This window comes from Microbacterium sp. NPDC079176, assembly GCF_040686675.1.
GTDB lineage: Bacteria > Actinomycetota > Actinomycetes > Actinomycetales > Microbacteriaceae > Microbacterium.
The window spans coordinates 165,736-190,749 of sequence record NZ_JBFBLM010000002.1; the positions used below are offsets into that span (position 1 = coordinate 165,736).

Annotated in this window: 31 protein-coding genes and 1 tRNA gene; 23 read left to right on the top strand and 9 right to left on the bottom strand. The window is 67.0% G+C overall.

The genetic code is table 11. The features are described 5' to 3' along the window. Positions 1-278: 278 nt before the first annotated feature. The 6 genes from AB0P11_RS04805 to AB0P11_RS04830 all read left to right on the top strand — a co-directional run bounded on the left by AB0P11_RS04805 (position 279) and on the right by AB0P11_RS04830 (position 3,607). On the top strand, positions 279-686 hold the full coding sequence (locus tag AB0P11_RS04805; protein WP_363520183.1) for a hypothetical protein: 408 nt from the start codon (positions 279-281) through the stop codon (positions 684-686). Further along, positions 683-1,291 (top strand): hypothetical protein, encoded by a 609-nt coding sequence (locus AB0P11_RS04810; RefSeq protein ID WP_363520186.1) that lies wholly within the window; start codon positions 683-685, stop codon positions 1,289-1,291. Before AB0P11_RS04805 ends, AB0P11_RS04810 begins: the two co-directional genes overlap by 4 nt. After that, positions 1,288-1,671, top strand: a complete 384-nt coding sequence (locus AB0P11_RS04815) for a hypothetical protein (RefSeq protein WP_363520189.1) — start codon at positions 1,288-1,290, stop codon at positions 1,669-1,671. The genes AB0P11_RS04810 and AB0P11_RS04815 overlap by 4 nt, the downstream gene beginning before the upstream one ends. A 153-nt stretch (positions 1,672-1,824) precedes the next feature. Beyond that, a complete protein-coding gene (locus AB0P11_RS04820) occupies positions 1,825-2,271 on the top strand; it encodes a hypothetical protein (RefSeq protein WP_363520192.1) in 447 nt (148 codons plus the stop codon). Beyond that, complete coding sequence (locus AB0P11_RS04825) at positions 2,268-2,507, top strand: hypothetical protein (protein WP_363520195.1); 240 nt, start codon at positions 2,268-2,270, stop codon at positions 2,505-2,507. Before AB0P11_RS04820 ends, AB0P11_RS04825 begins: the two co-directional genes overlap by 4 nt. Positions 2,508-3,025: 518 nt before the next feature. Further along, complete coding sequence (locus AB0P11_RS04830; protein WP_363520198.1) at positions 3,026-3,607, top strand: recombinase family protein; 582 nt, start codon at positions 3,026-3,028, stop codon at positions 3,605-3,607. Between the two features lie 38 nt (positions 3,608-3,645). Here AB0P11_RS04830 and AB0P11_RS04835 read toward each other — a convergent pair whose 3' ends face one another. Then, a complete protein-coding gene (locus AB0P11_RS04835; RefSeq protein ID WP_363520201.1) occupies positions 3,646-4,911 on the bottom strand; it encodes a protein kinase family protein in 1,266 nt (421 codons plus the stop codon). Positions 4,912-4,981: 70 nt separating this feature from the next. Between AB0P11_RS04835 and AB0P11_RS04840 the strand changes: the two genes are divergently transcribed. Then, positions 4,982-5,362: a hypothetical protein gene (locus AB0P11_RS04840; protein WP_363520204.1), complete on the top strand. Its 381-nt coding sequence runs from the start codon at positions 4,982-4,984 to the stop codon at positions 5,360-5,362. On the opposite strand, the gene AB0P11_RS04845 is transcribed toward AB0P11_RS04840, so the two are convergent. Next, on the bottom strand, positions 5,359-5,598 hold the full coding sequence (locus tag AB0P11_RS04845) for a hypothetical protein (RefSeq protein WP_363520207.1): 240 nt from the start codon (positions 5,596-5,598) through the stop codon (positions 5,359-5,361). The genes AB0P11_RS04840 and AB0P11_RS04845 overlap by 4 nt on opposite strands. Beyond that, positions 5,595-6,650: a site-specific integrase gene (locus AB0P11_RS04850; RefSeq protein WP_363520210.1), complete on the bottom strand. Its 1,056-nt coding sequence runs from the start codon at positions 6,648-6,650 to the stop codon at positions 5,595-5,597. The genes AB0P11_RS04845 and AB0P11_RS04850 overlap by 4 nt, the downstream gene beginning before the upstream one ends. A gap of 328 nt (positions 6,651-6,978) precedes the next feature. Between AB0P11_RS04850 and AB0P11_RS04855 the strand changes: the two genes are divergently transcribed. Then, positions 6,979-9,516: an Rne/Rng family ribonuclease gene (locus AB0P11_RS04855; protein WP_363520213.1), complete on the top strand. Its 2,538-nt coding sequence runs from the start codon at positions 6,979-6,981 to the stop codon at positions 9,514-9,516. On the opposite strand, the gene AB0P11_RS04860 is transcribed toward AB0P11_RS04855, so the two are convergent. Further along, positions 9,481-9,747 (bottom strand): DUF4031 domain-containing protein, encoded by a 267-nt coding sequence (locus AB0P11_RS04860; RefSeq protein WP_295104386.1) that lies wholly within the window; start codon positions 9,745-9,747, stop codon positions 9,481-9,483. The two genes, AB0P11_RS04855 and AB0P11_RS04860, sit on opposite strands and share 36 nt — an antisense overlap. A 211-nt stretch (positions 9,748-9,958) precedes the next feature. Between AB0P11_RS04860 and rplU the strand changes: the two genes are divergently transcribed. The 11 genes from rplU to AB0P11_RS04915 all read left to right on the top strand — a co-directional run bounded on the left by rplU (position 9,959) and on the right by AB0P11_RS04915 (position 17,733). Further along, entirely contained in the window at positions 9,959-10,267 is a 309-nt protein-coding gene (gene rplU / locus AB0P11_RS04865; protein WP_072591411.1) for a 50S ribosomal protein L21, read from the top strand. A gap of 19 nt (positions 10,268-10,286) precedes the next feature. Further along, entirely contained in the window at positions 10,287-10,544 is a 258-nt protein-coding gene (gene rpmA, locus AB0P11_RS04870; RefSeq protein WP_028501603.1) for a 50S ribosomal protein L27, read from the top strand. A gap of 107 nt (positions 10,545-10,651) precedes the next feature. Continuing rightward, positions 10,652-12,154 (top strand): GTPase ObgE, encoded by a 1,503-nt coding sequence (obgE, locus tag AB0P11_RS04875; RefSeq protein WP_053096582.1) that lies wholly within the window; start codon positions 10,652-10,654, stop codon positions 12,152-12,154. Beyond that, complete coding sequence (proB, locus tag AB0P11_RS04880; RefSeq protein WP_053096581.1) at positions 12,151-12,936, top strand: glutamate 5-kinase; 786 nt, start codon at positions 12,151-12,153, stop codon at positions 12,934-12,936. Before obgE ends, proB begins: the two co-directional genes overlap by 4 nt. Before the next feature lie 9 nt (positions 12,937-12,945). Continuing rightward, positions 12,946-14,199, top strand: coding sequence for a glutamate-5-semialdehyde dehydrogenase (locus tag AB0P11_RS04885; RefSeq protein ID WP_072591409.1), 1,254 nt, complete (start codon positions 12,946-12,948; stop codon positions 14,197-14,199). 66 nt (positions 14,200-14,265) lie between these two features. Further along, positions 14,266-14,490 (top strand): hypothetical protein, encoded by a 225-nt coding sequence (locus AB0P11_RS04890; RefSeq protein WP_053096577.1) that lies wholly within the window; start codon positions 14,266-14,268, stop codon positions 14,488-14,490. Positions 14,491-14,496: 6 nt separating this feature from the next. Further along, the gene (gene nadD, locus AB0P11_RS04895) at positions 14,497-15,099 is read left to right on the top strand and encodes a nicotinate-nucleotide adenylyltransferase (RefSeq protein ID WP_053096575.1); all 603 of its coding nucleotides are present in this window, start codon (positions 14,497-14,499) and stop codon (positions 15,097-15,099) included. After that, the gene (locus AB0P11_RS04900) at positions 15,096-16,277 is read left to right on the top strand and encodes a hypothetical protein (protein ID WP_363520219.1); all 1,182 of its coding nucleotides are present in this window, start codon (positions 15,096-15,098) and stop codon (positions 16,275-16,277) included. Before nadD ends, AB0P11_RS04900 begins: the two co-directional genes overlap by 4 nt. After that, on the top strand, positions 16,277-16,660 hold the full coding sequence (rsfS, locus tag AB0P11_RS04905) for a ribosome silencing factor (protein ID WP_042537705.1): 384 nt from the start codon (positions 16,277-16,279) through the stop codon (positions 16,658-16,660). The genes AB0P11_RS04900 and rsfS overlap by 1 nt, the downstream gene beginning before the upstream one ends. Before the next feature lies 1 nt (position 16,661). Next, complete coding sequence (locus tag AB0P11_RS04910) at positions 16,662-17,351, top strand: SDR family oxidoreductase (protein ID WP_363520223.1); 690 nt, start codon at positions 16,662-16,664, stop codon at positions 17,349-17,351. Positions 17,352-17,448: 97 nt separating this feature from the next. Further along, positions 17,449-17,733, top strand: coding sequence for a hypothetical protein (locus tag AB0P11_RS04915; protein WP_053096570.1), 285 nt, complete (start codon positions 17,449-17,451; stop codon positions 17,731-17,733). 61 nt (positions 17,734-17,794) lie between these two features. Here AB0P11_RS04915 and AB0P11_RS04920 read toward each other — a convergent pair whose 3' ends face one another. The 3 genes from AB0P11_RS04920 to AB0P11_RS04930 all read right to left on the bottom strand — a co-directional run bounded on the left by AB0P11_RS04920 (position 17,795) and on the right by AB0P11_RS04930 (position 19,527). Then, complete coding sequence (locus AB0P11_RS04920; protein ID WP_053099155.1) at positions 17,795-17,977, bottom strand: hypothetical protein; 183 nt, start codon at positions 17,975-17,977, stop codon at positions 17,795-17,797. Between the two features lie 133 nt (positions 17,978-18,110). Next, the gene (locus AB0P11_RS04925; protein WP_230100734.1) at positions 18,111-19,193 is read right to left on the bottom strand and encodes an AI-2E family transporter; all 1,083 of its coding nucleotides are present in this window, start codon (positions 19,191-19,193) and stop codon (positions 18,111-18,113) included. 261 nt (positions 19,194-19,454) lie between these two features. After that, positions 19,455-19,527 (bottom strand) — tRNA-Ala (locus AB0P11_RS04930). A gap of 107 nt (positions 19,528-19,634) precedes the next feature. Between AB0P11_RS04930 and AB0P11_RS04935 the strand changes: the two genes are divergently transcribed. The 4 genes from AB0P11_RS04935 to AB0P11_RS04950 are packed head-to-tail and all read left to right on the top strand — an operon-like array spanning position 19,635 to position 23,087. Next, a complete protein-coding gene (locus AB0P11_RS04935) occupies positions 19,635-20,075 on the top strand; it encodes a GNAT family N-acetyltransferase (RefSeq protein ID WP_320488664.1) in 441 nt (146 codons plus the stop codon). 41 nt (positions 20,076-20,116) lie between these two features. After that, on the top strand, positions 20,117-21,181 hold the full coding sequence (locus AB0P11_RS04940; RefSeq protein WP_295105685.1) for an NAD(P)-binding domain-containing protein: 1,065 nt from the start codon (positions 20,117-20,119) through the stop codon (positions 21,179-21,181). Positions 21,182-21,238: 57 nt separating this feature from the next. Then, entirely contained in the window at positions 21,239-21,895 is a 657-nt protein-coding gene (locus tag AB0P11_RS04945; RefSeq protein WP_053096566.1) for an SDR family oxidoreductase, read from the top strand. A gap of 4 nt (positions 21,896-21,899) precedes the next feature. Continuing rightward, entirely contained in the window at positions 21,900-23,087 is a 1,188-nt protein-coding gene (locus tag AB0P11_RS04950; protein ID WP_363520229.1) for a glycoside hydrolase family 3 N-terminal domain-containing protein, read from the top strand. Positions 23,088-23,109: 22 nt separating this feature from the next. On the opposite strand, the gene AB0P11_RS04955 is transcribed toward AB0P11_RS04950, so the two are convergent. Together AB0P11_RS04955 and AB0P11_RS04960 are read right to left on the bottom strand one after the other, a co-directional pair. Beyond that, complete coding sequence (locus AB0P11_RS04955; protein WP_363520846.1) at positions 23,110-23,979, bottom strand: 3-methyladenine DNA glycosylase; 870 nt, start codon at positions 23,977-23,979, stop codon at positions 23,110-23,112. A gap of 7 nt (positions 23,980-23,986) precedes the next feature. Continuing rightward, complete coding sequence (locus tag AB0P11_RS04960) at positions 23,987-25,012, bottom strand: phosphatase domain-containing protein (protein ID WP_056278907.1); 1,026 nt, start codon at positions 25,010-25,012, stop codon at positions 23,987-23,989. Positions 25,013-25,014: the final 2 nt, after the last annotated feature.

Here is a 25,014-nt window from a genome sequence, read left to right on the forward strand (position 1 = left end):
GCACATCCCGAAGCCCTTGGTGACCTGACCGGCGTTTGCGCGAACGCACGCTGTCCCAGCAGAGCACCGGACACCGAACACACTTCGATGTCCGATGTGCCGATATCCCTGTTGACATGGATACGACAGCGATCACCACAGCCCGACCTGGGCGTCGCTGTGTGCTGTGCTCCCATCCTGACCGTGCACAGATCGAGTTCGACCTGACGGCAGGTACCTCCTCGATTCGAGGCGTTGCGGGTCACCACGGCCTCGCTCCCGAGTCCGTACGTCGCCATGTGCGCGATCACCTCACCGCAGCAGCTCGTGCAGCACTGGCCGAGGTGGACGGCGCTCCAGGGCTCACCCTTGCAGGCCGTCTGCTCGACGTTGCCGATCACGCACGAGACACCCGGGCAACAGCCGATCTTGCAGGAGACCACAAGACGGCCCTTCTCGCTGGGCAGGCCGAGGCGCGCGTGATCGGCATCCTCGCCCCGCTGGACAACCTGGGCGCTGATGTCGCTGAGTCGATCCAGGACGCCACAGACGCGCTGAGCATCCTCGCGACGACCGTGCGCGAGCGCCCCGAGGTCGCTGACGTCATCGTCGCCGTGATGGAGGGTCGCAACAGACGCGACTGGGCCGACCGCATCCGAGAGCTGGCCAACAGTTCGATTCGAGAAACGAGAGAGGTCGCTTCATGAGCACCAATCAGACCGAGACGCCGCGGCAGCGACTGGACCGGCTTCGCGCCGAGGTAGCCCAGCGCACACAGGCGGCGAGCGCAGAGCTTCCCGTGCGACCCGCTGACACCTTTCACTGTCTGGTGACCGGCGTCACCATCAGTTTGGGCAATGGCTTCATGAGCACGGCGCACATCACCACCGCGGGCGAGAACATCATCGTGACGCAGAACATGATCGCGGCCTCGTACGACAACTTCGGCCAGAGCTGGATGGCGATCATCGATGACGACGACGCGCAGGTGCAGCGATGGGGTGAGGTCAGATTCAGAATCGGACCGGCTCCCGCCGACGCCCGCACGTGGAACACCGTGGGCGACGTCGAATGGACCCGAGCACGAGATGCCGCGAAGGCCGAGGCATGGGCCATGCCGACCGCCGAAGCGCGGGCCGCAGCCCTCGCAGAAGTGAACGCACGATTCGGACCCATCGCATCGACGGCCAACTACTGGATCAGCGAAGATCCGTCCGTTGCCGCAGCAGCCGCGCAGCAGAAGGCGTTGGACGAAGGCGGCATCCGCTTCTCACAGCATGTCGAGGCCAAGGAAGCCGGGGCCAAGCGATGACCGGCGAGGCGTACGGCAACAAGTCGCGGAGCATCCACCGCGCCGTCGTGGATCTCGCAGAGTCCTACTTGGACTCTCAGGGCATCCCCGCGATCACGAAGCGCACGCCGACGAGCCTGTCGGACTCTCTGACTGACGACGTCGCCCTCGCGCCGGATCTCAGCATCGATGGCGTGGCCCTCGACGTGACGAGTCGCCTGCGCCCTCACCGGCTGGCTGAGAACTTGGAGAGCGTGCAGCGAACCGCCGCGATTCGCGGCGTCGGCGTCGGCGCGTTCGTCCTCTGGCGCGGTGACCGACCAATCGAAGAGAGCTACGTCGTCACCTCGCTTCGAGATTTCACGAAGCTCCTTCGCGGCGACAACCTCCCGCCGTCATGACCCCATAGACCCCCGTGCGCGTTTCCTGTGGTGAGTGCAACGCGCACGGGACTACCTCTCAGACTCCGGCTTCCGCTCGATCACACCGAGGGGCCTTGGGACAACCGCATGCGGGAGCCGGACCAACACCACCAACGTCACCAGGAGGAGACCGTGAGAACCAAGCACGCGCGCACCATCGGAGCCTTCCGCAGCTCTGGACAGAATCCTCGACCGCAGCATCAGCAGCCCGCCTCACAACCGCCTGAGCGGCCCTCCGCGCCGGTTACGGCTCCGCAGCGCCCGCAAGACGCCAAGACCATGCAGGAGACGCTGAGCGGGTTCGCGCAGGCTATGTCGCTGCACGGCGTCAAGCTCGTCAAACCACGATTCCGCAGCACTACGGGGCCGTGGATTCGAATCGGTGATGAGGACATCCGTATCCCCGCCGATGTGATCGTCCGCACGTCCCGGCAGGTTGCCGTACTCGCTTACCTCGACAGCAGCCGAGAGGCAGGACGAGTTCAGGTGCTCGTGGTGCGCCCCCAGGGCGTCCGCGAGATGATCGGGCTCGCTCCGAATCAGCTCACCCAGCTCAGAGAGGTCTTCCTGGGACGATGAGCGCCTACAACGAGCCCAGCATCCGTGGAGTGGGCCGTGTCGTCTCCGTAGGCGGTGCGCTCACGTGGTCGATTCCGCTCGATGCCGACGTGAGGGTCATGGACGGGTACACCGTCGTGCGCTCCTCAGAGGGCCGGGTGTACCGGCTGATCGAGCGCGACGGCGAGGTGCACGACGCGCCCATGAGCACGGAGCAGCGCAGTCACGCCCTCGACCTCTTCGGGATCGCCGGATGACTGCCGCACGAGGTCGAGGCAAGCCCCGTAAGCTCTCCGCTGAGCAGGAGGCGATGGTCGCGACTCTGCGACGAGCAGGCTTCGGTATCGCCGCCGTGTCCGCGGTCTTCGACATCGGCCCTCGCACGATGCACGCAATCCTCCGGCGACAGGGCGTCGAAACCACGCGAGGACGCCGACGCCTCACCGCTGAGCAGGAGGATGAGCTGGTTGACCTAGCGCGGGCCGGATGGTCACAACGAAAACTGGCCGCTCACTTCAAGATCTCGATTGATACCGTGCGCGCGACGAAGCGACGAGACCGAGCAGTCAACTCCGCGTCGTACGGGACCGACTAGTCATGCTCGTACCGATCCTTGAACTGGGGTGCGCGACTGTCTCAGAAACGAACGCGAGCTGAGACAAGTTCGGAGCCCGCGCCGAGTATCGAAACTTCCCCTGAAAGCGTCTCGTGGAATGTGTCTCCAATCCTCTGCAAAACCCTTGCCTTTGGAGACACGAGATGCGAGACTTTGAGCATGACAACGACCACGGGCCGACTGATCGGATACGCGCGGGTCTCTACCGCCGAACAGGACGAGGCATATCAGCGCGCCAAGCTCTCTGAGGCCGGGGTGCAGGCCCGCGACATCTACGTCGATCACGGCGTGAGCGGCACCAAGACAAGCCGCCCCGCCTGGGACAACATGCTGGACGAGGAACGCGGGCTCCAGGAGGGTGACACCCTCGTGGTGTGGAAGCTCGACAGGTTGGGCCGCAACTCCGGCCACGTCATCACGACCATTGAAGCCCTCGTGAGCCGGGGCATCCACGTGCGGACCCTCGACGGCATCGACACTACGACGACGACCGGCAAGGCCATGATGGGCATGCTCGCCGTGTTCGCGCAGATGGAGCGCGACTTTAATTCAGAGCGGACGCGCGCAGCTCTCGACCACAAACGCGAGCAGGGCATCACTGGTGGACGCCCTCGCTCGGTGGACGCGACGCAGGCGCATCTCATTCAGAGGATGTACGACGAGGGCCACAAGGTGCCCGAGATCACGCGCGCGTTGAAGATCAGCCGCGCGACCGTGTACCGCTACCTCGCAGCCAAGTAGGCCCCGGGCTCGTGGCGTTAGAGCCCTGCTAACCACGTCTACGAGGGCGTCTCGGTCCCCGAAACGCGGTTCAAGAAATCGAAGACTTCTCGCGCGGGATGATCTTGGCCGGCCGTTCGCGGCGGTGTTCCTGGGGCGGGTGGTGCACCGAGCGCTTCTACGTCCGCGATCAGCTCCATGACGGATTGGTAGCGCCGATCAGTCCGCGAATCGACGCATTTCTGCACAATCCGTTCCACATCTTCGTCGATGCCTCGTCCAACGTTCTTCCGCCCCGTGAAGATGTACAGCAAGACAAATCCGGCAGCAAAGATGTCGTGCACCGCACCGAATTCTTTGAACGAGCCCAAGGACGGATCGAGCTTGGTCCCCTTCAGCTCAGTCTCCGTCACGGTGAACTCGGACCCCTTGCGCTTGGCGAGCCCAAAGTCAGACAGCTTCACCAGGACCGCCGAACCTCCGAACGTTCGCAGGAGGACGTTCCGCGTGCTCAGGTCACGGTGGTAATGGCCCTTCGAGTGGATGAAGTTGAGTCCGTAGAGAAACTGGAGGGCGATCCGCTTGCGAGTCGTGAAGCCGAAGGCAGGCTGATTGTTTCGACGCTCCACGTACTGCTCCAGGGACACATCGCAGTGCTCCATCGTGTAGGACCAGTCGGCTTCCCGAAACTGGTAGACCTCCAGAACGTAGGGAAACTGGAGTTCTTTCATCAGCTCGAACTCGCGCCGGAACCTCTCCTTCTCGCGGTCGTCGGCGGTGGGCTTCAGCTTCTTGCGTGCCAGGGTGAGCCCATGGTTGGGGTCCGTGAATCGGTGCACCACAGCAAAGGCTCCCTCCCCGATTGGGGTGAGTTTCACCGTCCGCGAGTCGGATAGGGTGATCGCCTGGTCACCCAAGCTGAGCACGGGCGCGTAGCTTTCCACCTCAATCGGAGTGAAGCCCTCGGGAATCGGGCTGCCGCCACTGTCCGAGAGCCAAGCGGGGGCGTTCTCGATCACTCGCTGATACTCAGCGCTCATCACTAGCTCGTGCCCGGCCTTGCTGAGTACCGTTCGGGCTTCGGTGAGTCGGTCGATGAGATGGAGAAGATTTCGCGAGTTGTCGGCATTGAAATGACCGTTCGATCCGTTTCGAGCCTTGATATTCATCCACTTGAACTCTGCGTCAAGACCGGCGTGAATGTACGCGAAGGCCCGAGGAGCAACCTGCTCGCGCCGGTACAGCTCCAGATAGGTCGAGTCGATCTCGACGTCGTAGAACGTCCGCTCGAAGCGCTCGACCCTCTCCTGCTCCATGGTCTTCATGGCCCCAGGGTATCGATGAGCCGCAGGGCGGTCGCGAACGCGAGTCGCTCACGACCGACATACTGAGGGCATGAAACGAGTTGGACAGGCACTCGCGCTGATCGCTCTGTCCGTCATGGGGCTCACGGCGTGCAGCTCCAGCCCCACTGTCACTCCGGCGTGCGACGCGGCCATGATCGCCGCTGAGCAAGAGACCGGCGAGAGCGAGACCGCCATCCTCGCGACCCTCGACGAATGCGGGACCGCTGAGGATTGGATCGTTGGCTTGCAGGCGCACCCAACAGCCGGTTCCTTCACTTCGTACACGAGAGCCGAAGCCATCGACTTCCTCGACATCGCATGCATCCGCAGAATCGACGCCGTCGTCTGCATCGACGCAGCAGAGGAGGGGCACCTCACCTTCGAGCTGGACGACCCTCGTCTGCCGGAGCTTCAGGTACCGCGCCCCTAGTCTCCGAGAGCAGCAGCGTGGGCCTTCGCAGCCCGAGCAGCTATGCGGCGCTCTTCCTTCTCCGCCGCCTTGCTCGCCGCCTTGGCGATCTCCAGCATCATCTCGAAGTCGTGCAGCAGGGAGTATTCGAACGCCCGATCACGAGCGGCGATGTCGAGTCGCTCCCTTGCAGCGACAGCGTCGCTGTCGATCTCGCCGTCCACGAGCAGCGCATTGAGATCCCATGGAGTTGTCACGGGATCATCTCCGCCATCTTCTGGACCAACGCACGATCCCGATCACGAGAGGCGTGCTGGTAGCGGAGCGCCGTGCGCATGTCGGAATGCCCGCCGCGCTGCATGATCTCGGCAAGGGTCGCGCCGGTCTTGCCGAAGGCTGTGAGGCTGAGGTGACGGAGGTCGTGGATCACCAGGTCATCCAGACCTCGCGACGAGCGGATGCTGTCGAAGGTCCGGCGTGCCCGGTCGTAGCCCAGACGCCCTCCTCGGGAGTTCACGAAGACCGGCTGGGACATCACGCGCCCGGCTCTATCCAAGTGCGTCTGGAGGGCTTCCAGGGCCTGTGGAGGGATCGTCAGATAGCGCACCTGTTCCGGGTGCGCCTTGGTGCCGTCAACCCTCTCCGTGCGAACCATGTGGTGCGAGACGGTGATCGTGGAGCCCAGGATGTCGATGTCCTCCACGTTGAGTGCGAGAGCCTCACCGATGCGGCATCCCGAGCCAGCGAGCACCCAGAGGAGGGCTCGCTCCTGATCGGTCGCTGCGGCCCCGTAGAGGACTTGGAAGTCTTCCCAAGCCCACGTGGGCCGTCGCTTCGTCTTCGTCGCGGCGACGCCCTCCACGATGCAGGGGTTGGACGGAATCTCCTGCATCTTCACCGCGCGGATCATCACCATGGAGAGAACGCTGTACCGCTGGGCATTTGACGGCGAGCCCTGGGGGAGTACCTCGTTGAACCAGCGGTCCACGTCGCGGGGAGTGATGTCGCGGAGCTTCATCTGTCCGAAGGTGGGTACCACCCACTTCCGGAGCATGGCCTGGTAGTTGGTCCAGGTCGACAGGGTCACCCGACGCTTCCGGTCGAGGAGAGTCCGCTCTGCAAAAGTCACGAACAACTCACCGCCCCGAGTGCGGTCCTCGATGGCCTTCGGGGTTCGTTGCTGAGACAGGTCCAGCTTGGCCTGGGCTTCGACCAGGTCGCGCTCCTCCTCGGTGCCGTAGTAGCCCAGGTCGATCTTCTTCTTGATCGTCGGGTTCCAGATCCGCGCGCGGTATTTCTTGGTGCTCATAATGGCCGCTCCTCTCGCTCGTGTTACGCCTTCGAGAGAGCTGGCATCCAGTGTGTGGTCCGCGGATCTTGGCCTACCCGTTTTGGCCCACCGCCCCGACATGCCATGTGGTGCCTGGGATGTAGGACGTTTGGGTGCGGCGTGCGATAATGGCCTGTGATGCATCGCTCGACCCCGTCGTGGCGCGCATCGACGCAGACTTCGGGGCCGTATGCCCCTCGTGATCAGAGCCATGGGCCGGTCGCACACCGAATGAGTTCGCGACACCTGCGGGTGTCGCATGAGAGTTAGCGGAACACGAAGTGTCCGCGCGAGGAGCAAGCCAGAGATGGCCGATGAGAACAATGACTACGACGCCCCTACCCTCGACTTCACTGCGGATGCTGATGCGCCCGCAGAGGTAGTCGCCGACGCTCCGGAGGCTGTCGCATCCGACGCTCCGGACGACGGCGAGGGTTCGACGAGCGAGACCGCCTCGGCCGAGGAGACTCCTGCGGAGGAGGCTCCCGCTGAGGATGCTCCTGCTGAGGATGCTCCTGCTGAGGAGGCTCCTGTCGAGGATGCCCCGGCTGAGGATGCCGCTGCTGCGGAGGCTCCGTCGCAGGACGCGCCCGACGCCTCTGCAGAGCAGCCCGCTGTCGAAGCCGCACCCGAGCAGCCCGCTGCCGAGCAGCCCGCTGCCGAGAAGCCCGCTGCCGAGACCGCACCCGAGAAGCCGGAGGAGCCCAAGCCCCTCACCGCCGTCTCGCTGGGGCTGCTCCCCGAGGTCTTCGTCTCGCAGGTCTCGACCCAGCTGCACTTCTACGCACCCGAGGTCCTGCCGCTTCCTGCGCGCACGGGTCGCGAGCGTGTGTTCGACCGCATCGCCGACCGCGAGCAGGACGAGCCGGCCGGTCGCCGCGGCCGTCGTCGTCGCGGCGGTTCGGACGACCTCGACACTCGCGATCAGCGTGAGCCGCGGGAGCAGCGCGATGAACCGCGCCAGCCCCGTCAGCGCGTCGTGGAGTACATCACCGAGCCGAAGGCCATCAAGGGCTCCACGCGCCTGGAGGCGAAGAAGCAGCGCCGCCGCGACGGACGTGACGCAGGTCGTCGTCGCCCGGTCGTGACCGAGGCGGAGTTCCTCGCGCGTCGCGAGTCGGTCGACCGCAAGATGGTCGTCCGCTCCAAGAACGGCCGCACGCAGATCGGCGTCCTCGAAGACGGCGTGCTCGTCGAGCACTACGTCGCTCGCAACCAGGACGCATCGCTGATCGGCAACGTCTACCTCGGTCGCGTGCAGAACGTGCTGCCGAGCATGGAGGCGGCGTTCGTCGACATCGGCCGCGGCCGCAACGCCGTGCTGTACTCCGGTGAGGTCGACTGGGACGGCGTCGAGACCGGCAACCAGCCGCGTCGCATCGAGCTCGCGCTGAAGGCGGGCGACCGCGTCCTCGTGCAGGTCACCAAGGATCCGGTGGGCCACAAGGGCGCGCGTCTGACCAGCCAGATCTCGCTCCCGGGCCGCTACCTCGTGTACGTGCCGGGCGGATCGATGAACGGCATCAGCCGCAAGCTTCCCGACAACGAGCGCACGCGCCTGAAGCGCATCCTCAAGGAGGTCCTGCCCGAGTCCTCCGGCGTGATCGTCCGCACGGCGGCCGAAGGCGCCACCGAGGACCAGCTCACGCGTGACGTCCAGCGGCTGACCAGCCAGTGGGAGCACATCCGCAAGCAGGTCGAGAACCAGCAGGCACCCGCACTGCTGCACGCCGAGCCCGACCTCCTCGTCAAGATCGTCCGCGACGTCTTCAACGAGGACTTCACGAAGATGCTCATCCAGGGCGAGGACGCGCAGCGCACGATCCGCGCCTACCTCGAGAGCGTCGCACCCGACCTCCTCGAGCGCGTCGAGTCGTATGAGGACGAGACCGACCCGTTCGACGCTTTCCGGATCACGGAGCAGATCGAGAAGGCGCTCGACCGCAAGGTGTGGCTGCCCTCGGGTGGTTCGCTGGTCATCGACCGCACCGAGGCGATGACCGTCGTCGACGTGAACACCGGCAAGTTCGTCGGCTCGGGCGGAAACCTCGAGGAGACCGTCACCAAGAACAACCTCGAGGCGGCCGAGGAGATCGTCCGCCAGCTGAGGCTGCGTGACATCGGCGGCATCATCGTCGTCGACTTCATCGACATGGTGCTCGAGTCCAATCGCGACCTGGTTCTGCGTCGCCTGATCGAGTGCCTCAGCCGGGATCGGACGAAGCACCAGGTCGCCGAGGTCACCTCGCTCGGCCTCGTGCAGATGACCCGCAAGAAGCTGGGCCTCGGCCTGCTCGAGACGTTCAGCGAGGCGTGCGACGTATGCGCCGGCCGCGGCGTCATCGTCCACCACGACCCCGTCGTCAAGCACCGCTCCAGCAGCAACGGGAACGGCAACGGCAACGGGAACGGCAGCTCTCAGTCCAACCGTCGCCAGCGCGGCGGCAACGGTCAGTCGCAGAGCGCTGCTCCGGCCGCGGTGACGACGCACAGCATCCCCGAGGGAGCGAAGTCGGCACTCGCGCAGATCGCAGCCTCGACGCGCACTCCGAATGCCGACGAGCCGGCAGAGGCCGTCGCTCCCGTGGCTGAGCCGACGGAAGCGACCGCACCGCAGGAGCGCGCCAAGAAGCCTCGCAAGAAGCGTGGATCCGACCGCAAGTCGTCGCCGAAGTCCCCGGCGGAGGCGCTGCTCGATTCGGTGCTCGATGCTCTTCCCGAGCCGAAGGCGCCCGGTCAGGGTCGCGGTCGTCGCCGCGTCTCGACGGCTGCCCTCACAGGCACGCCCGTCTCGGTGAACTCCGAGCCGTCAGCGCCGGTCGCGAGCGGGGATTCGCAGTCCTGAGGCGATCAGCCGCCTGACCAGCTCCTTGCCGCCGACATGCTGTGCGCCGGCGGTGAGGAGCCGGGGGATGATCTCTTCCGGAACGTCGTAGTGGTCGAGATCGAACGCGCGCGCGGGCACGTCATGCGCCCTCGCGAAGTCGTGCAGCTCCTGCAGGGTGTCATCGCTGACGAGATGAGCCCACAGGCGCCCGTGCGCAGGCCACAGGGGGTCATCGACGAGAACGGTCATCCCTCCAGCCTATGACCGGACACACCGGGCGGCACGTTTTGCCACAGTGTCCCGCATCCGGTAAAGTAGTCCCTTGGTGCGTATGCCGCGTCGTCCTGGACGGTCGGAGCGGAGAGTCTTGCGTTCGTGCCCGTCGCCCCGCGATGCATGCAAGCAACAGTCTTCCCGTGAGATCTCGGAGCCGCGAGCTCCCCAACGAAACAGGTATGAAGTGGTTTACGCAGTAGTGCGCGCCGGTGGGCGGCAGGAGAAGGTCGAGGTCGGCACGATCGTTCAGCTCGACCGTGTCAAGGCTGCACAGGGCGAGAAGATCGAGCTGGCCGCAGTGCTGCTCGTCGACGGCGCCTCGGTGACCACCGACGCTGATTCGCTGGCGAAGGTCAAGGTCACGGCAGAGGTCATCGGCAACCTCCGCGGCCCGAAGATCATCATCCAGAAGTACAAGAACAAGACCGGCTACAAGAAGCGTCAGGGCCACCGCCAGGAGCTCACGCGCGTCAAGATCACCGGCATCAAGTAAAGACCGAGGAGACCAGGACATGGCACATAAAAAGGGCGCAAGCTCCACCCGTAACGGTCGTGACTCCAACGCTCAGCGACTTGGCGTCAAGCGCTTCGGTGGACAGCAGGTTCTCGCCGGCGAGATCATCGTCCGCCAGCGCGGCACGCACTTCCACCCCGGCGTGAACGTCGGCCGTGGTGGCGACGACACTCTGTTCGCTCTGGCCGCCGGTGCGGTCCAGTTCGGCGCGAAGGGCGGCCGCAAGGTCGTCAACATCGTCGCCGCTGCTGAGTGATCACAGCACGACACTAGTCATCCGATTCGGGGCGGGCTTCGGCCCGTCCCGAATCTGCGTTTCCGGCCGAGTCCACATCTCAGGCCGCATCAATTGAGGAGAGAGACATGGTCAGCTTCGTCGACACCGTGACGCTGCATCTGCGCGCGGGCAAGGGCGGCAACGGCTGTGTCTCGGTGCACCGCGAGAAGTTCAAGCCGCTCGGCGGCCCCGACGGCGGCAACGGCGGTGACGGCGGCGACGTCGTGCTCGTCGCCGACACCCAGACGGGAACGCTCCTCTCGTACCACCACTCTCCGCATCGCAGCTCCGGAAACGGCGGCCCCGGAATGGGCGACCACCGTGCGGGGTTCATGGGCGAGGATCTCGAGCTTCCCGTTCCCGTCGGCACCGTGGTGAAGAACCCGGCCGGCGAGGTGCTCATCGACATGATCGAGCCCGGTGAGCGCTACGTCGTCGCCAAGGGCGGGCATGGCGGACTCGGCAACGCCGCACTCGCCACCCCGAAGCGCAAGGCTCCCGGGTTCGCGCTGCTCGGGACCCCCGGGTACGAGGGCGATGTCATCCTCGAGCTCAAGACCGTGGCAGACGTCGCTCTGGTCGGCTACCCCTCGGCGGGCAAGTCCAGCCTGATCGGCGCGATCTCGGCCGCACGCCCCAAGATCGCCGACTACCCCTTCACCACGCTGCACCCCAATCTCGGTGTCGTGCAGGCAGGGGACTCGCGATACACGGTCGCTGACGTCCCCGGACTCATCGAAGGAGCGAGCGAGGGACGCGGTCTCGGACTGGAGTTCCTCCGTCACGTCGAGCGCTGCACCGCACTGCTGCACGTGCTCGACTGCGCAACGCTCGAGCCCGGTCGCGACCCGATCTCCGACCTCGATGTCATCCTGGGAGAGCTCGCCGCATACGAGGTTCCCGAGGGGCAGACCCCTCTGCTCGAGCGCCCGCAGCTCATCGCCCTGAACAAGATCGACGTGCCGGAGGCCCGCGACCTCGCAGACCTCGTGCGCCCCGACCTCGAGGCTCGCGGATTCCGTGTCTTCGACATCTCCACGATCTCGCACGAGGGTCTGCGCCCGCTGACCTACGCGCTCGGCGAGATCGTCGACCAGCACCGTGCCGAGCTCGCCGCGACCGAGGTCCCGCGTGAGCGCGTCATCCTTCGCCCGCGTGGCCCGAAGAAGGGCTTCGAGATCCGCGTCGAGGGCGGCAGCTACGGCAACGTCTACCGCATCCTCGGCGAGAAGCCGGTGCGCTGGGTCCAGCAGACCGATTTCCAGAACGAAGAGGCGGTGGGCTACCTCGCCGACCGTCTCGAGAAGCTGGGCGTCGAGGACGAGCTCTTCCGCCTCGGTGCCGTGCAGGGGTCGACGGTCGTCATCGGCGAGGGCGACAGCATCGTCTTCGACTGGGAGCCCACCATGACGTCTGCGGCCGAGCTGATGACCGCACCCCGTGGCACCGACCCGCGTCTCGCCCCCAACGGGCGTCGCACCACCTCCGAGCGTCGTGAGAACTACTACGAGCGCATGGATGCCAAGGCCGAGGCTCGCGCCGAGGTCGAGGCTCAGCGGCTCGCGGCCTACCGCGAGGACGGGGAGTGACCGCCCGCACGAGGGCGGATCTCGCCACAGCCTCACGGATCGTCGTCAAGGTCGGGTCTTCCTCGATCAGCGGGGAGTCCTCCTGGCGCATCCCCGTTCTGGTGGAGGCACTGGCGGCAGCGCACGCGCGCGGGGCCGAGGTGATCCTCGTCTCCTCCGGAGCGATCGCCACGGGCATCCCGTTCCTGCGTCTCGATGCTCGCCCCACGGACCTGGCCACTCAGCAGGCCGCAGCCGCCGTCGGACAGAACATCCTCGTGTACCGCTACCAGGAGTCGCTGCGTCCTTTCGACATCGTCGCGGGACAGGTGCTGCTCACGACCGGTGATCTCGAGAATCCGACCTCGCGCAGCAACGCGCGACGGGCGATGGAGCGACTTCTCGGTCTTCGCATCCTGCCGATCGTGAACGAGAACGACACGGTCGCGACGCAGGAGATCCGATTCGGCGACAACGACCGCCTCGGCGCGCTCGTGGCCCAGCTGATCGAGGCGGATGCGCTCGTGCTGCTCAGCGACATCGAGTCGCTGTACACCAAGCCGCCGTCCGACCCGACCGCTGAGCCCATCGACGTCGTCGCTCCGGACGCCGATCTCTCAGGCCTCGAGTTCGGCTCGACGGTCGTCAACAGTGTCGGCACCGGGGGAGCGGCGACGAAGGTGTCCGCCGCCCGACTGGCGGCCGCGTCCGGGATCGGTGTGCTCGTGACCAGCGCCGACCTCGTCGACAAGGCCCTCGCGGGCGCCGACATAGGGACCTGGTTCGAGCCCGCGCTCTCCTAGACTGGGCGGATGACCGACCAGACCCCGCAGGTGCGGCTCGAGCGTGCCAAAGAGGCGTCCCGCGCCACGGCCAGACTGACCAGCGACGACAAGTCCCGCGCGCTCGAAGCCATCGCGGTGGCTCTCGAGGGGAATGCGGCCGCGATCATCGAGGCCAACGGCCGAGACATCGAGCGCGGTCGATCTGACGGCATCGGCGAGTCGCTCATCGACCGACTGCGCCTCGATGAGAAGCGCGTCGCCTCCCTCGCCGCTGCGGTCCGTCAGGTGGCGGCTCTTCCCGACCCTGTCGGTCGTGTCGTCGGAGGGCACCGGATGCCGAACGGCGTCGCTCTCGAGCAGGTGCGGGTGCCGTTCGGGGTAGTCGGGGCGATCTACGAGGCGCGCCCCAATGTCACGGTCGACATCGCGGCGCTCGCGCTGCGCTCGGGGAACGCCGTGGTCCTGCGCGGTGGCAGCGCCGCACGAGACTCCAACGCGGTGCTCGTCGAGATCATGCGCCAGGCACTCGAGGAGGCAGGCGTCACCGCGGAAGCGGTGCAGACCGTCGACGACTTCGGTCGCGACGGCGCCACCGCCCTCATGCACGGACGGGGTTACATCGACGTGCTGGTGCCTCGCGGCAGTGCGGGGCTGATCGAGACCGTCGTGACCGAGGCGACCGTGCCCGTGATCGAGACCGGCGCCGGCAACGTGCACATCGTCCTCGACGAGAGCGCCCCTGACGACTGGGCGCAGGACATCGTCGTGAACGCGAAGGTGCAGCGCCCCAGCGTCTGCAATGCGGTCGAGACGGTCCTCGTGCTCCGTCAGGCCGCGCCACGGCTCGTCCCGCTGGTCGCGAGTGCGCTGCAGAGCGAGGGCGTGGCCATTCACGGCGACGACATGGTGGTCGGCCTCGTCTCGAACGTGATCCCCGCGACCGAGGAGGACTGGGCGACGGAGTATCTGAGCCTCGACATCGCGATCAAGGTCGTCGACACGCTCGATGACGCTCTCGACCACATCCGTCGCTACAGCACCGGCCACACGGAGTCGATCATCACGACGGATTCGCGCAACGCGGAGCGGTTCCTGGCCGAGGTCGACTCGGCGGTCGTGATGGTGAATACCTCCACGCGGTTCACCGACGGCGGGGAGTTCGGGTTCGGTGCCGAGGTCGGGATCTCGACGCAGAAGCTGCACGCGAGGGGCCCGATGGGGCTTTCCGAGCTGACCAGCACGAAATGGCTGGCGCGTGGGGCAGGGCAGACGCGCGGCTGAGGGCTAGACTAGGGGGCGCTGTGGCTCTTCGTGAGCCACGCCCGCCAGCCACGAAACGGAGTCAGGATGAACCTCGTCGCACAGATCGCGATGGTCGCTGCCGAAACCGAGCACCACGGCAATGTCCAGCTCGAGACGCTGATCTTCGGCGTCATCGCGATCATCGTCTTCGCCTTCCTCGGCCTGGTCACGCTGTCATACAAGAACGTCGCCAACCGTCACTCCGCCAAGGCTGACGCCTGGGCCGCGAGGCACGGCAAGGACGGCCACGAGGCAGGGCACGGCCACTAGGCCCATATGAACGACACGACCTCGCGTCCGGCGCGCATCGGTGTGATGGGCGGCACGTTCGACCCCATCCACCACGGGCACCTGGTCGCCGCGAGCGAGGTCGCGCACTCCTTCGATCTCGACGAGGTCGTCTTCGTGCCCACCGGACACCCGTGGCAGAAGTCGGATGTCACCCCCAGTGAGCACCGCTACCTCATGACCGTGATCGCGACGGCGTCCAACCCGCAGTTCACGGTGAGCAGAGTCGATATCGACCGTGAAGGGCCGACGTACACGATCGACACCCTCCGCGACCTGAAGGAGAAGCGGCCCGACGCCGAGCTGTTCTTCATCACGGGTGCCGATGCCGTGGCGCAAATTCTCAGTTGGAGGGACCATGATGAACTGTGGGAGTTGGCCCACTTCGTCGCGGTCTCACGTCCAGGACACGTCCTGAGCACTGACGGCCTCCCGAGCGACAACGTCAGCCAACTGGAGGTGCCGGCGCTGTCCATCTCGTCGACGGCCTGCCGGGCGCGGGTCCGTGACGACGAGCCGGTCTGGTACCTCGTCCCCGACGGAGTCGTTCAATACATCGCGAAGCATCATCTGTATCGGAGCAAGGCATGAGTACATCGGATCGGCAGGAACAGGGTCCGCTGACGCGAAAGCAGTTGCGTGAGATCCGGTTGACCGGCTCCACACCGGTCATCTCAGCGGAGGAGGCTGCGGCTGCCGCCGCGGTCGCGACTCCGCCCGCCGCAACGCCGCCCGAGGAGCAGGACGCCGCCGAGACCGAACCCGCTGCACCGTCGGCACCGGCCGTCCGCGGCGAGACCGAGCCGGGGAACACGCCGCTGACGCGTCGCCAGGTTCGCGAGCGCGAACGCTCCATGACCGGATCCGTTCCCGTCGGCGACGCTGACGAGTCCGACGCGCCGGACAGTGCGGATGATGCGGACTCGACCGACGAGGTTCCGCCCGTCGAGGTCCCCGCGGCTGAGGCAGCCGACGCTCCCGACTCCGACGTCCATGACCCCGATGTCCACGACTCCGATGTCGTTGACGACGATGACCAGGAAGACGAGGACTCGGCTGCGGCGGATCTGCCCGCACCGGTCAGCGCCTCGACGAACCTCGACACGACGGACGACGACCGCGAGCCGGTCACCTCCGGCGCGGGCGACACGAGTGCCGCCGTCGCGGAGCTCGGAATCGATGCAGAAGCGACCGACGAGATCGACGAAGGCGACGTTCTGGCGGATGTGGACGACGCCGACGACGACATCGCGGACGGGGAGCGCCCCGTCGTCAACTCCGCCTTCGGTCAGGATCTGCTCAGCGACGACGCGGAGACACGGAAGCCCTTCTCGCCGTCTTTCGACGAGCTGCTAACCGTCGGAGACTCGACCGGTTCTCAGCATCTCGCTCCGAACACCCTCATCTTCAACCCCTCCCCGGGAGAGGGGTCGCTCTCAGGCCCCGTCGCCTCCACGGGAGAGATCCTCGTGACCGGTTCCTACGAACTTCCCAAGGGACTCGGTTCGCAGGGCCACGCGCACGGCACCACGGACGGCAAGGACGTGGACGCCGTGCTCATCGACGGCGAGCTGCCCCCGGCATCCTCGCCCACGCCGATCGCCGCCAGCGCGGCCGTCAGCACCATCAAGCCCGCCGGCGAGGTCATCCGCCCGCCCGCCCCCGAAAAGGGCAACAAACTCATGCTCATCCTCGCGATCGTGGCGGGTGGTCTCGCGCTCGCGCTGGGCGTGTCCCTGATCGTCGCCTTCACCACGAATGTGTTCTGATGCAGTCACCTGAAACCGCCGAAGAGATGCTCCAGCTCGCGGCCGACGCCGCCGTCTCGAAGGGCGGTGAGGATCTCGTCGCGCTCAACGTCTCGGAGCCTCTGCCGCTCGTCGACATCTTCCTGCTCGTCACCGGAAACAGCGAGCGCAACGTCGCCGCCATCGCCGATGAGATCGAGGACAAGCTCATCGAAGCCGGTCACAAGCGGGTCCGCCGCGAAGGTCGCGCGGAGGCCCGATGGGTTCTCCTCGACTTCGGCGATCTGATCGTCCACGTCTTCCACCAGGAAGAGCGCGTCTACTACGGCCTCGAGCGTCTGTGGAAGGACTGCCCCGTCGTGCCGTTCGAGCTCGCAGACTCCGCCGCAGCAGACCGCGACTGACGTGACCTCCCACCTGATCACCGGTGCCGGATCCGGCATCGGCGCGGTCGTCGCGCGCCGCCTCCTCGATCGGGGCGATCAGGTCGTGGTGCTCGCCCGCGATGCCGGGCGCGCCAAGGAGATCACCGCGGCGCTGCCTGGAGCCTCGGCCGTCGTCGGCGACCTCGCGCAACCCGGCAGGCTGTCGTGGGCATTGTCGAAGCAGGCGCTTCCCGAGCGCATCGACTCGCTGGTGCACGCGGCGGGCGTCGTCGACCTCGGACCCGTGGCCGACCTTCCGGCGAATCTCTGGGAGCGCCAGCTCGCGGTCAACCTCGTGGGGCCTGCCGAGCTCACCCGTCTGCTCCTCCCTGTGCTGCGCGTCTCTCGCGCTCGGATCGTGTTCGTCAACTCCGGTGCGGGATTGCACGCGCACGCCGGCTGGTCGGCGTATGCCGCATCGAAGCACGGACTCAAGGCTCTCGCCGACGCATTGCGGGCCGAGGAGAGCGAGCATGGTGTGCGGGTGACCTCCATCTACCCCGGACGCACCGCGACCCCCATGCAGGAACGAGTGCACCAGCAGGAAGGGCGGGATTACGACCCGGAGCGGTTCATCACGGCGGATTCCGTCGCGACGACGATCCTCACCGCGCTCGACCTGCCGGACGACGCCGCTCTCACCGATCTGACCATCCGCCCTCGGGCGTGACCCCCTGAAGTCTCTCGTCTCAGCTGTCAAGCCCCTGTGACCTTTCGGTCGGAGCGGGGATGATCTTGAGTGGGGAGAGAGTCTTGGAGGGAATCACATGTCCGGAGATCCAGATCCTAGATACGTGCTGCATCGCGTCACACCGTCGGAGTGGGTGATCAACGACCGACGATACGAGACGAACGATCCGCGGCACGTGGTGGCATGCGTCTACGAGTACGCGGACACCGAGGTCGAGGTCGTGTGGCTTCGCGACCTGCCTCTGGCAGTGCGGTACACGACCGCTTACGAAGTTCTCGAAGAGGTGACGCGAGTGCAGGATTCGAGTCGGGCGACGAGGCCCATCGCGATCCCGCACCTGCCCCCTCTTCTCGCGACCTGAACAGGCTGCGCGGCAGGACCCGGGGAGGGGCCTGCCGCGCAGGGGCGTGCTGGGCGAGGACTCAGGAGTCCTCGCCCAGCGGCTTCTCCGACGCCAGGCGGTCGGCCGCGGCGCCGTCGACCTGGTCGGCATCCGCATCCGTGTCGAGAACGGGCTCGCCGTCGACGTCGCGGTGAGGCACGCCGTCGATCTCTCCTTCGTCGTCCGGGCGGGGGACCAGCGGCGGTATCGGGTTGTTGGTCATCATCGACTCCTCTCGTGAGATGTGCGCGCCACGATAGGACGGGCGTGCACAGACAGGGAGTGGGTTGACGACCGAGGTCCGGAGGAGTATCCGGCGGTGCGACGATTCTGCGGCACTCGATGGGTCGGCGGCGTCACACCGTTTCGGGGCGCTTCTTGCGGAACGGCTTCGCGGGGGTGTGCGGGCCGTCCCACACCGTGATGATGCCCCAGGCGACAGCGGCGATCGGCACCGAGAGCACCGCGCCGACGATGCCGCCGAGGATGGTGCCCGTGGTCAGGGCGAGGAGGATCACGAGAGCGTGGAGCTTGAGGGAGCGGGCCATCACGACCGGCTGAAGGAAGTTGCCCTCGAGCTGATTCACGAGCACGACGATGCCGACGACGATGAGGGCTGCCACCGGGCCGTGCGTGACGAGCGCCACGAGAGCCGCGAGGATCCCGGCGGCGGTTGCGCCGACCAGCGGGATGAACGCCGTCAGGAAGACGATCACGGCGAGGGGGAGTGCAAGAGGGATCTGCAGGATCGCCAAGCCGATGCCGATGCCGAGAGCATCGGCGGCGGCGACGATCGACGTGCCGCGGATGTAGCCTCCGAAGACGTCGACGGTCTTGTCGCCGATGCGGCGCGCACGCTCATAGCTGTTCCCGGTGAAGGGACGGAGCAGGAACTCCCAGATGCGCGGTCCGTCCTTGAGGAAGAAGAACAGCACGACGATCATCAGGGCGAGGCCGGTGAAGAAGCTCGCAGTGGCCGAGACCCCCGCGAGAGCGCCGCGTCCGAACGAGGCGCTGGTCAGGAAGTCGCCGACTCCTGCCCACACCTCGTCGAGATCGATCGATGCGATGTCGAAAGGCAGGGTGTCGAGCCAGGCCGTCACCTGCGTCACGCCGTCGGTGGCCGACTCGATCAGATCGTCCCACTGGGAACGGACCGTCAGCACGATCACCCAGACGATGCCGCCGAGGATCGCGAGGATGCCGATCAGCGCGATCCAGGTGGCGAGGATCGACGGCACTCCGCGACGCCGCATGAACGCGACGAGCGGGTGGATGGCCGAGGCGAGGATCAGCGCGATCGTCACGGGGATGAACACGAGAGAGAGCTGCGTGATCACCAGCACGCCGATGGCGACCAGGGCGAGCACCGAGAGGGTCTGCAGACTCCGTGTGGCGGCGAGGCCGAATCCCCGCGACCACAGTCGCGTCTCCGTCATCGGGGTCGACGCGTCTGACAGAGACGATGACATGGTCTCCGGTCGTCGGAACAGTCCCAGCACGTGCGTCCTCCACCTCGTCGAAGACCGTCTCGGTGACGAAGACGGCCTGGCCTTTCTATCCGGCGCAGCGGACGATGGCAAGTCCCTGGCGCTCTGCCGTGGGCGGCCCTTCGCCGATGACGAGGGCGCCCGCGCGCGCCGGTGTGCCGGATGAACGAGAAGAAGGCCCCGCGATCTCTCGCGGGGCCTTCTATCGGGTGGACCTGGGGGGACTCGAACCCCCGACCCCCTGCATGCCATGCAGGTGCGCTACCAGCTGCGCCACAGGCCCAGAACTGCTTCCTCACTGCTCGAAGCAACTTGAACAGAGTACTACACGGATCGCGCGCAACACCAATCGGCGCGGGGCCCCCGGGCGCGTCGCATTAGGCTGACCGCATGACGACGATCACCGCCACCGTAGAGGCCGACTTCGACGAATGGGCCGGTCTGTGGCGCGGGTATCTGACCTTCTACGGCACGGAGCTCCCTGACGAGATCACGACAGAGTCGTTTCGGCGGATCGTCGAGGGGCGGGATCTGCACGGAGCGGTCGCGCGCGACGGCGACGGGCGCGCGATCGGCATCGTGCACTGGCTCACGCACCCGGCGACGTGGAGCACGTCGCCCTACTGCTACCTGGAGGACCTCTATGTCGATGGCGAGTCCCGAGGCTCCGGGGTGGGGCGGCTGCTGATCGCCCACGTGCGTGCCTGGGCTGTCGAGAACGGGTGCGAGAAGGTCTACTGGCTGACGCAGGAGACCAACATGACAGCCCGCGCGCTCTACGACAGCGTGGCGACGCACACCGGGTACACGCACTACCAGATCGCCCTCTGACGCCCCGGAACAACCGCGTGATCGCGGGTGTTGTCATCATCGTGAGCATCCTGGACAGCGTCGTGATCGGCGCCGGTCAGGCCGGTCTGTCGGCCTCCTTTCATCTGACCCGTCTGGGCATCGGTCATGTCGTGCTCGACTCGGACTCCGAGCCCGGAGGCGCATGGCGGCACCGGTGGGATGCTCTGACGATGCGCGACGTGCACGGCGTGGCGGAGCTGCCGGGGGATTCTCCACCGCCGCGAGACGGGCAGCGCGCCAATATGGCCGTGCCGGCATACTTCGCGGCGTATGAGCGCGCTCATCGCCTGCCGGTGATCCGGCCCGTGGGAGTCGACCGGGTGGTCGACGAGGATGGCCTCCTGGTCGTGCGCGCGGGGGAACAGGAATGGCGCAGTCGGACGCTCGTCAACGCGACCGGGACGTGGACGCATCCGTTCCTGCCGCACTACCCGGGGATGGAGACGTTCCTCGGCGAGCAGCTGCACACGGTCGACTATCCGGGACCAGAGCACTTCGTGGGCAAGCGCGTCCTCGTCGTCGGCGGGGGCGCGTCGGCTGTCCAGTTCCTCGGAGCTCTGGCGCCGATCACCGACACACTCTGGGTGACGCGGCGTGAGCCGGTGTGGCGCAGCGACGACTTCACGCCCGAAGCAGGAGCAGCCGCTGTCGCGCTCGTCGAGCGACGGGTCGCCCAGGGGCTGCCTCCCGAGAGCGTGGTGAGCGTCACAGGGCTCATGCTGCGGCCGCAGGAACGGGAGGCGGAGAGGCTCGGCGCCTACGCTGCTCGCCGCCCGATGTTCTCGCGCATCGAGCCGGACGGCGTCCGCTGGGCCGACGGCACCTTTGAGCGGGTCGACGTCATCCTCTGGGCGACGGGGTTCCGCCCGGCGATCGCGCACCTCGCGCCGCTGCACCTCCGCAGTGCGGCCGGGGGCATCCAGCTCGACCGCGGCGGGCGGGGGACGACCGCGGTGCAGGACCCGCGGATCCAGCTCGTCGGCTACGGTCCGTCGGCGAGCACGATCGGTGCGAACAGGGCGGGACGCTCAGCGGCGAAGGGCGTCCAGCGGGCGCTGGCCGTCGCATCGGTCCGGAGCCCCTGAGCGATCTCGGCCCGTTCGTCCCGAGCCGACGTCGGCGAGGGCGCGTAGGGTGAAGACATGTCGCGAATCATCGTCTTCGGCGGCCACGGCCGCATCGCACTGCTTCTCGCTCCTCTTCTCGTCGAGCGGGGTGACGAGGTCACCTCGGTCATCCGCAATCCCGACCACGTCTCGGAGGTCGAGGCGACAGGGGCGCATGCGCTCGTCGCCGACGTCGAGACCCTCGACACGTCTGAACTCGCGGAGATCATCCGCGGTCACGATGCCGTCGTCTGGTCGGCCGGGGCCGGTGGGGGTTCCGCGGATCGCACGTACGCCGTCGATCGTGACGCGGCGATCCGCACCATGGATGCCGCAGAGGCGGCGGGCGTCATGCGCTATGTCATGGTCTCGTGGATCGGTTCGAAGGCCGATCACGGAGTAGCTGAGGACGACGGGTTCTTCGCCTACGCGGATGCGAAGTGGGCGGCTGACGAGCACCTGCGATCGACGGACCTCGACGGTACGATCCTCGGCCCCGGCACGCTCACGTTCGATGAGCCGACGGGCCGTATCCTGCTCGACCCGGACGGCAAGGGCGAGGTCGCGCGCGCCGATGTGGCGGCTGTGATCGCGGAATCTCTCGGCAACCCCTCGACGTTCGGCCGCACCATCCGATTCGGAAACGGCACGGCCGACTCCGGCGTGCCCATCGCCGACGCTCTCACCACCTGACTTCATGCTGCGACGTCGCTTCGGAGCGGTCAGTGCCGCGGCGTTCGTCGCCCTCGCGACGGCGGCCGGACCGGCCTCTGCCGCGGCTGTCGGCTCGGTGCAGGGCGGTCTCGCCCATGCGCAGATCTCCTCACCAGCGATCGGCGAGCACGCCGAGGCTCTCGTCGCCGAGATGACGACGGTCGAGCAGGCGGCGAGCGTTGTGATGGGGCACATCCCGACGACGGATGCCGGAGCGCTCCGCGCCTACATGCAGCAGGGCCTGGGCGGTTTCATCCTGATGGGAGCGAACATCCCGGCGACCGACGTCGAGCTCCAGACCCTCACGTCTGCTCTCACGGTCGACCCCGCGCTGCCTCCGCTCGTGGCGGTCGATCAGGAGGGCGGGATCGTGTCGCGCCTCGTCGGCGATGGTTTCCCCGCCTCGACCGTCTTGAAATCGCAGCCGGTCTCCGACACGTCGTCGGCCTTCTCCGCCCGCGCGGCGCTGGTGGCGAGAGCGGGGATCACCGTGAACTTCGGCACGGTCGCAGACGTGACGTCCGACCCGTCGTCATTCATCTACGGCAGGGCACTCGGCACCGACCCCCAGACGGCCGCCGAGCGAGTCGCTGCCGCCACCACGGCGCAAGAGCAGATCATCGCCTCCACGCTGAAGCACTTCCCCGGTCATGGGGCGGCACCGGGCGACTCCCACAGTGCTGTCCCTGCCACAGCCGAGACCATCGATGAGTGGCGTTCCACGGACGCGGTGCCTTTCGTTGCAGGTATCGAGGCCGGTGCCTCTCTGCTGATGTTCGGCCACCTGGCCTACACCTCGATCGATCCTGCTCCCGCGTCTCTGTCGGCGCGCTGGCACGAGATCGCCCGTGAACAACTGGGATTCGACGGCGTGATCGTGACCGATGACCTCGGGATGCTGCAGTCCTCGGGGATACCCGAGTACGCCGACCCCGTGACGAACGCCGTGTCGGCGGTCGTCGCCGGGAGCGACCTCGTGCTGATGATCGCCGGTTCGACTCCCGACACCGCCGGCCAGATCGTCCGCGGGCTCGCGGATGCGGTCGACGCGGGGGTGCTGCCCGCCGATCGGCTCGCCGACGCGGCCACCCGCGTGATGACGTTGCGCCTGCAGTCGACGTCAGCGACCACCGACTGGGCACCGTGCCCGGAGTGCGAGCCGGCGGACTGATCGTTCAGCCCGCTCACGCCGGTCAGCCCGCGAGCGTGACGGCGGTGGTGGAGCCGAGCCAGGCATGCAGCAGCTCGCCGCGCAGATGCCCACCGCGCTCTGCGAACACGCGCTGCCGGCGGACGTACTCCGCCTTGCCCTCGGTCGTCTCGATCGGTACGGGCTCGACACCCCACGGTGCCAGGTCGTACGGCGCGGCCTGCATGTCGAGAAGGCGGATGTCTCTTGCGAGCTCGAAGGTGTCGAGCAGAAGTTCGCCGGGCACGAGGGGGCCCAGCTTGACCGCCCATTTGTACAGGTCCATGCCGGCATGAAGGCATCCGGGCTGCTCGAACAGGGGCTGCTCGTCGCGGGTCAGTTCCGTGCGGTTGCGAGGCACGGCCGCGGGTGTGAAGAACCGGAAGGCGTCGAAGTGCGTGCATCTGAGGTCATGGCTCTCGACGACCAGATCCGTTGCGTCCTGCCCAAGACGCAGGGGCACCGCGTGTCTGTGCTCATCCGCTCGATAGACCATCGCCCACTCATGCAGTCCGAAGCATCCGAACTGCCCGGGTCGAGAGGCGGTGCGACGCAGCATCCGCTCGATGAGGCCGGCGAGGTCTGCCTTCTCGCGCGCGAAGGCAGCGGCATCCGGCACCGCACCGGCTTCGGTCGCGCCGGGGGAGTACCACCGCCAGGTCAGCCGCTCGTCGGCCTCCTCGAGCTCGACCCCGGCGCCGGGGTGCCACCGACGCAGCTGCGCGGGCTTGTAGCTGTAATAGGTGAACAGGAAGTCCCATACCGGGTGCTTCTCGCCCCGCGCGGCTCGTTCCCGATGCTCAGCCGTGAGGGCGTCGGCTCTCGTCTGGTGCGCTCGTTCGCGTTCCAGCCAGTCGGCCCGCGCCAGCGTCATGGTCACCTCAGCGGAGGATGCCGGCTTTGCCGAGCAGGTCACGGAGCCCCGCGCCGTCCTCGGCACTGACCCAGGGGGCGACGTCGTCGGAGTGCGGCTCGTGGCCCGCGCGACCACCGGCGAGCACGGCCTCGGCCGGGAGCAGCCGACGGATGGCGACGCCGGCGACGGAGTCCGGGTGCTCATCCATGAACTCGGAGTAGATCGCCTCGTCGTGCTGGCCGTCGTCGCCGATCAGCAGCCATTTCACGTGCGGGAACTCCGTGGCCAGGCGACGCAGGTTGGTGAGCTTGTGCTCGCGTCCGCTGCGGAACCATCGGTCATGCGTGGGGCCCCAGTCGGTGAGGAGCATGGAGCCTGCGGGGAACAGGTGGCGCCCGAGGAACCGGCGGAGAGTCGGGGCGACGTTCCAGGCTCCGGTCGAGAGGTAGACCATGGGAGCACCGGGATATTCGCGGAGCACCTGATCGAGCAGCACGGCCATGCCCGGCACGGGGATGCGCGCGTGCTCGTCGACGACGAAAGAGTTCCAGGCGGCGATGAAAGGTCGGGGGAGAGCGGTGACCATCACGGTGTCGTCGACGTCGGAGACGACCCCGAAGTGGGTCGACTCGGCCACGATGAACGCGGTCGTCTCGACCGGGTCCTGACCCTCGACGGAGAACGTGAAGGTCTGCCATCCTGGCTCGAGCTCGGCGTGCACGACCGAGTCGATCACACCGCCCCGGTCTGCGACGACATAGTGCACCGAGTCGCCGATCTGCACGGCGACCTTCGCGAAGCTCACGGGGATGCCGACGAAGCTCCGCCAGCCGCGGACGCTGGCCGGCTCGCCGTCCTTCGTGCTCCGTGCGGGAGGGACGATGAGAACGCGACCGACGACACGCACCCAGCCGGGCCCGCCGTAACCGGGGAACGGGAGGATGGTCGCGGTGCGGCCGCGACGGCGCGCTCGCCCCTCGCGCCACACGTGGAGGCGGTGTTCGAGGCGCGCGAACCAGTGGATCCGGGGCGCCGGAGGTGACGAAGCCATTG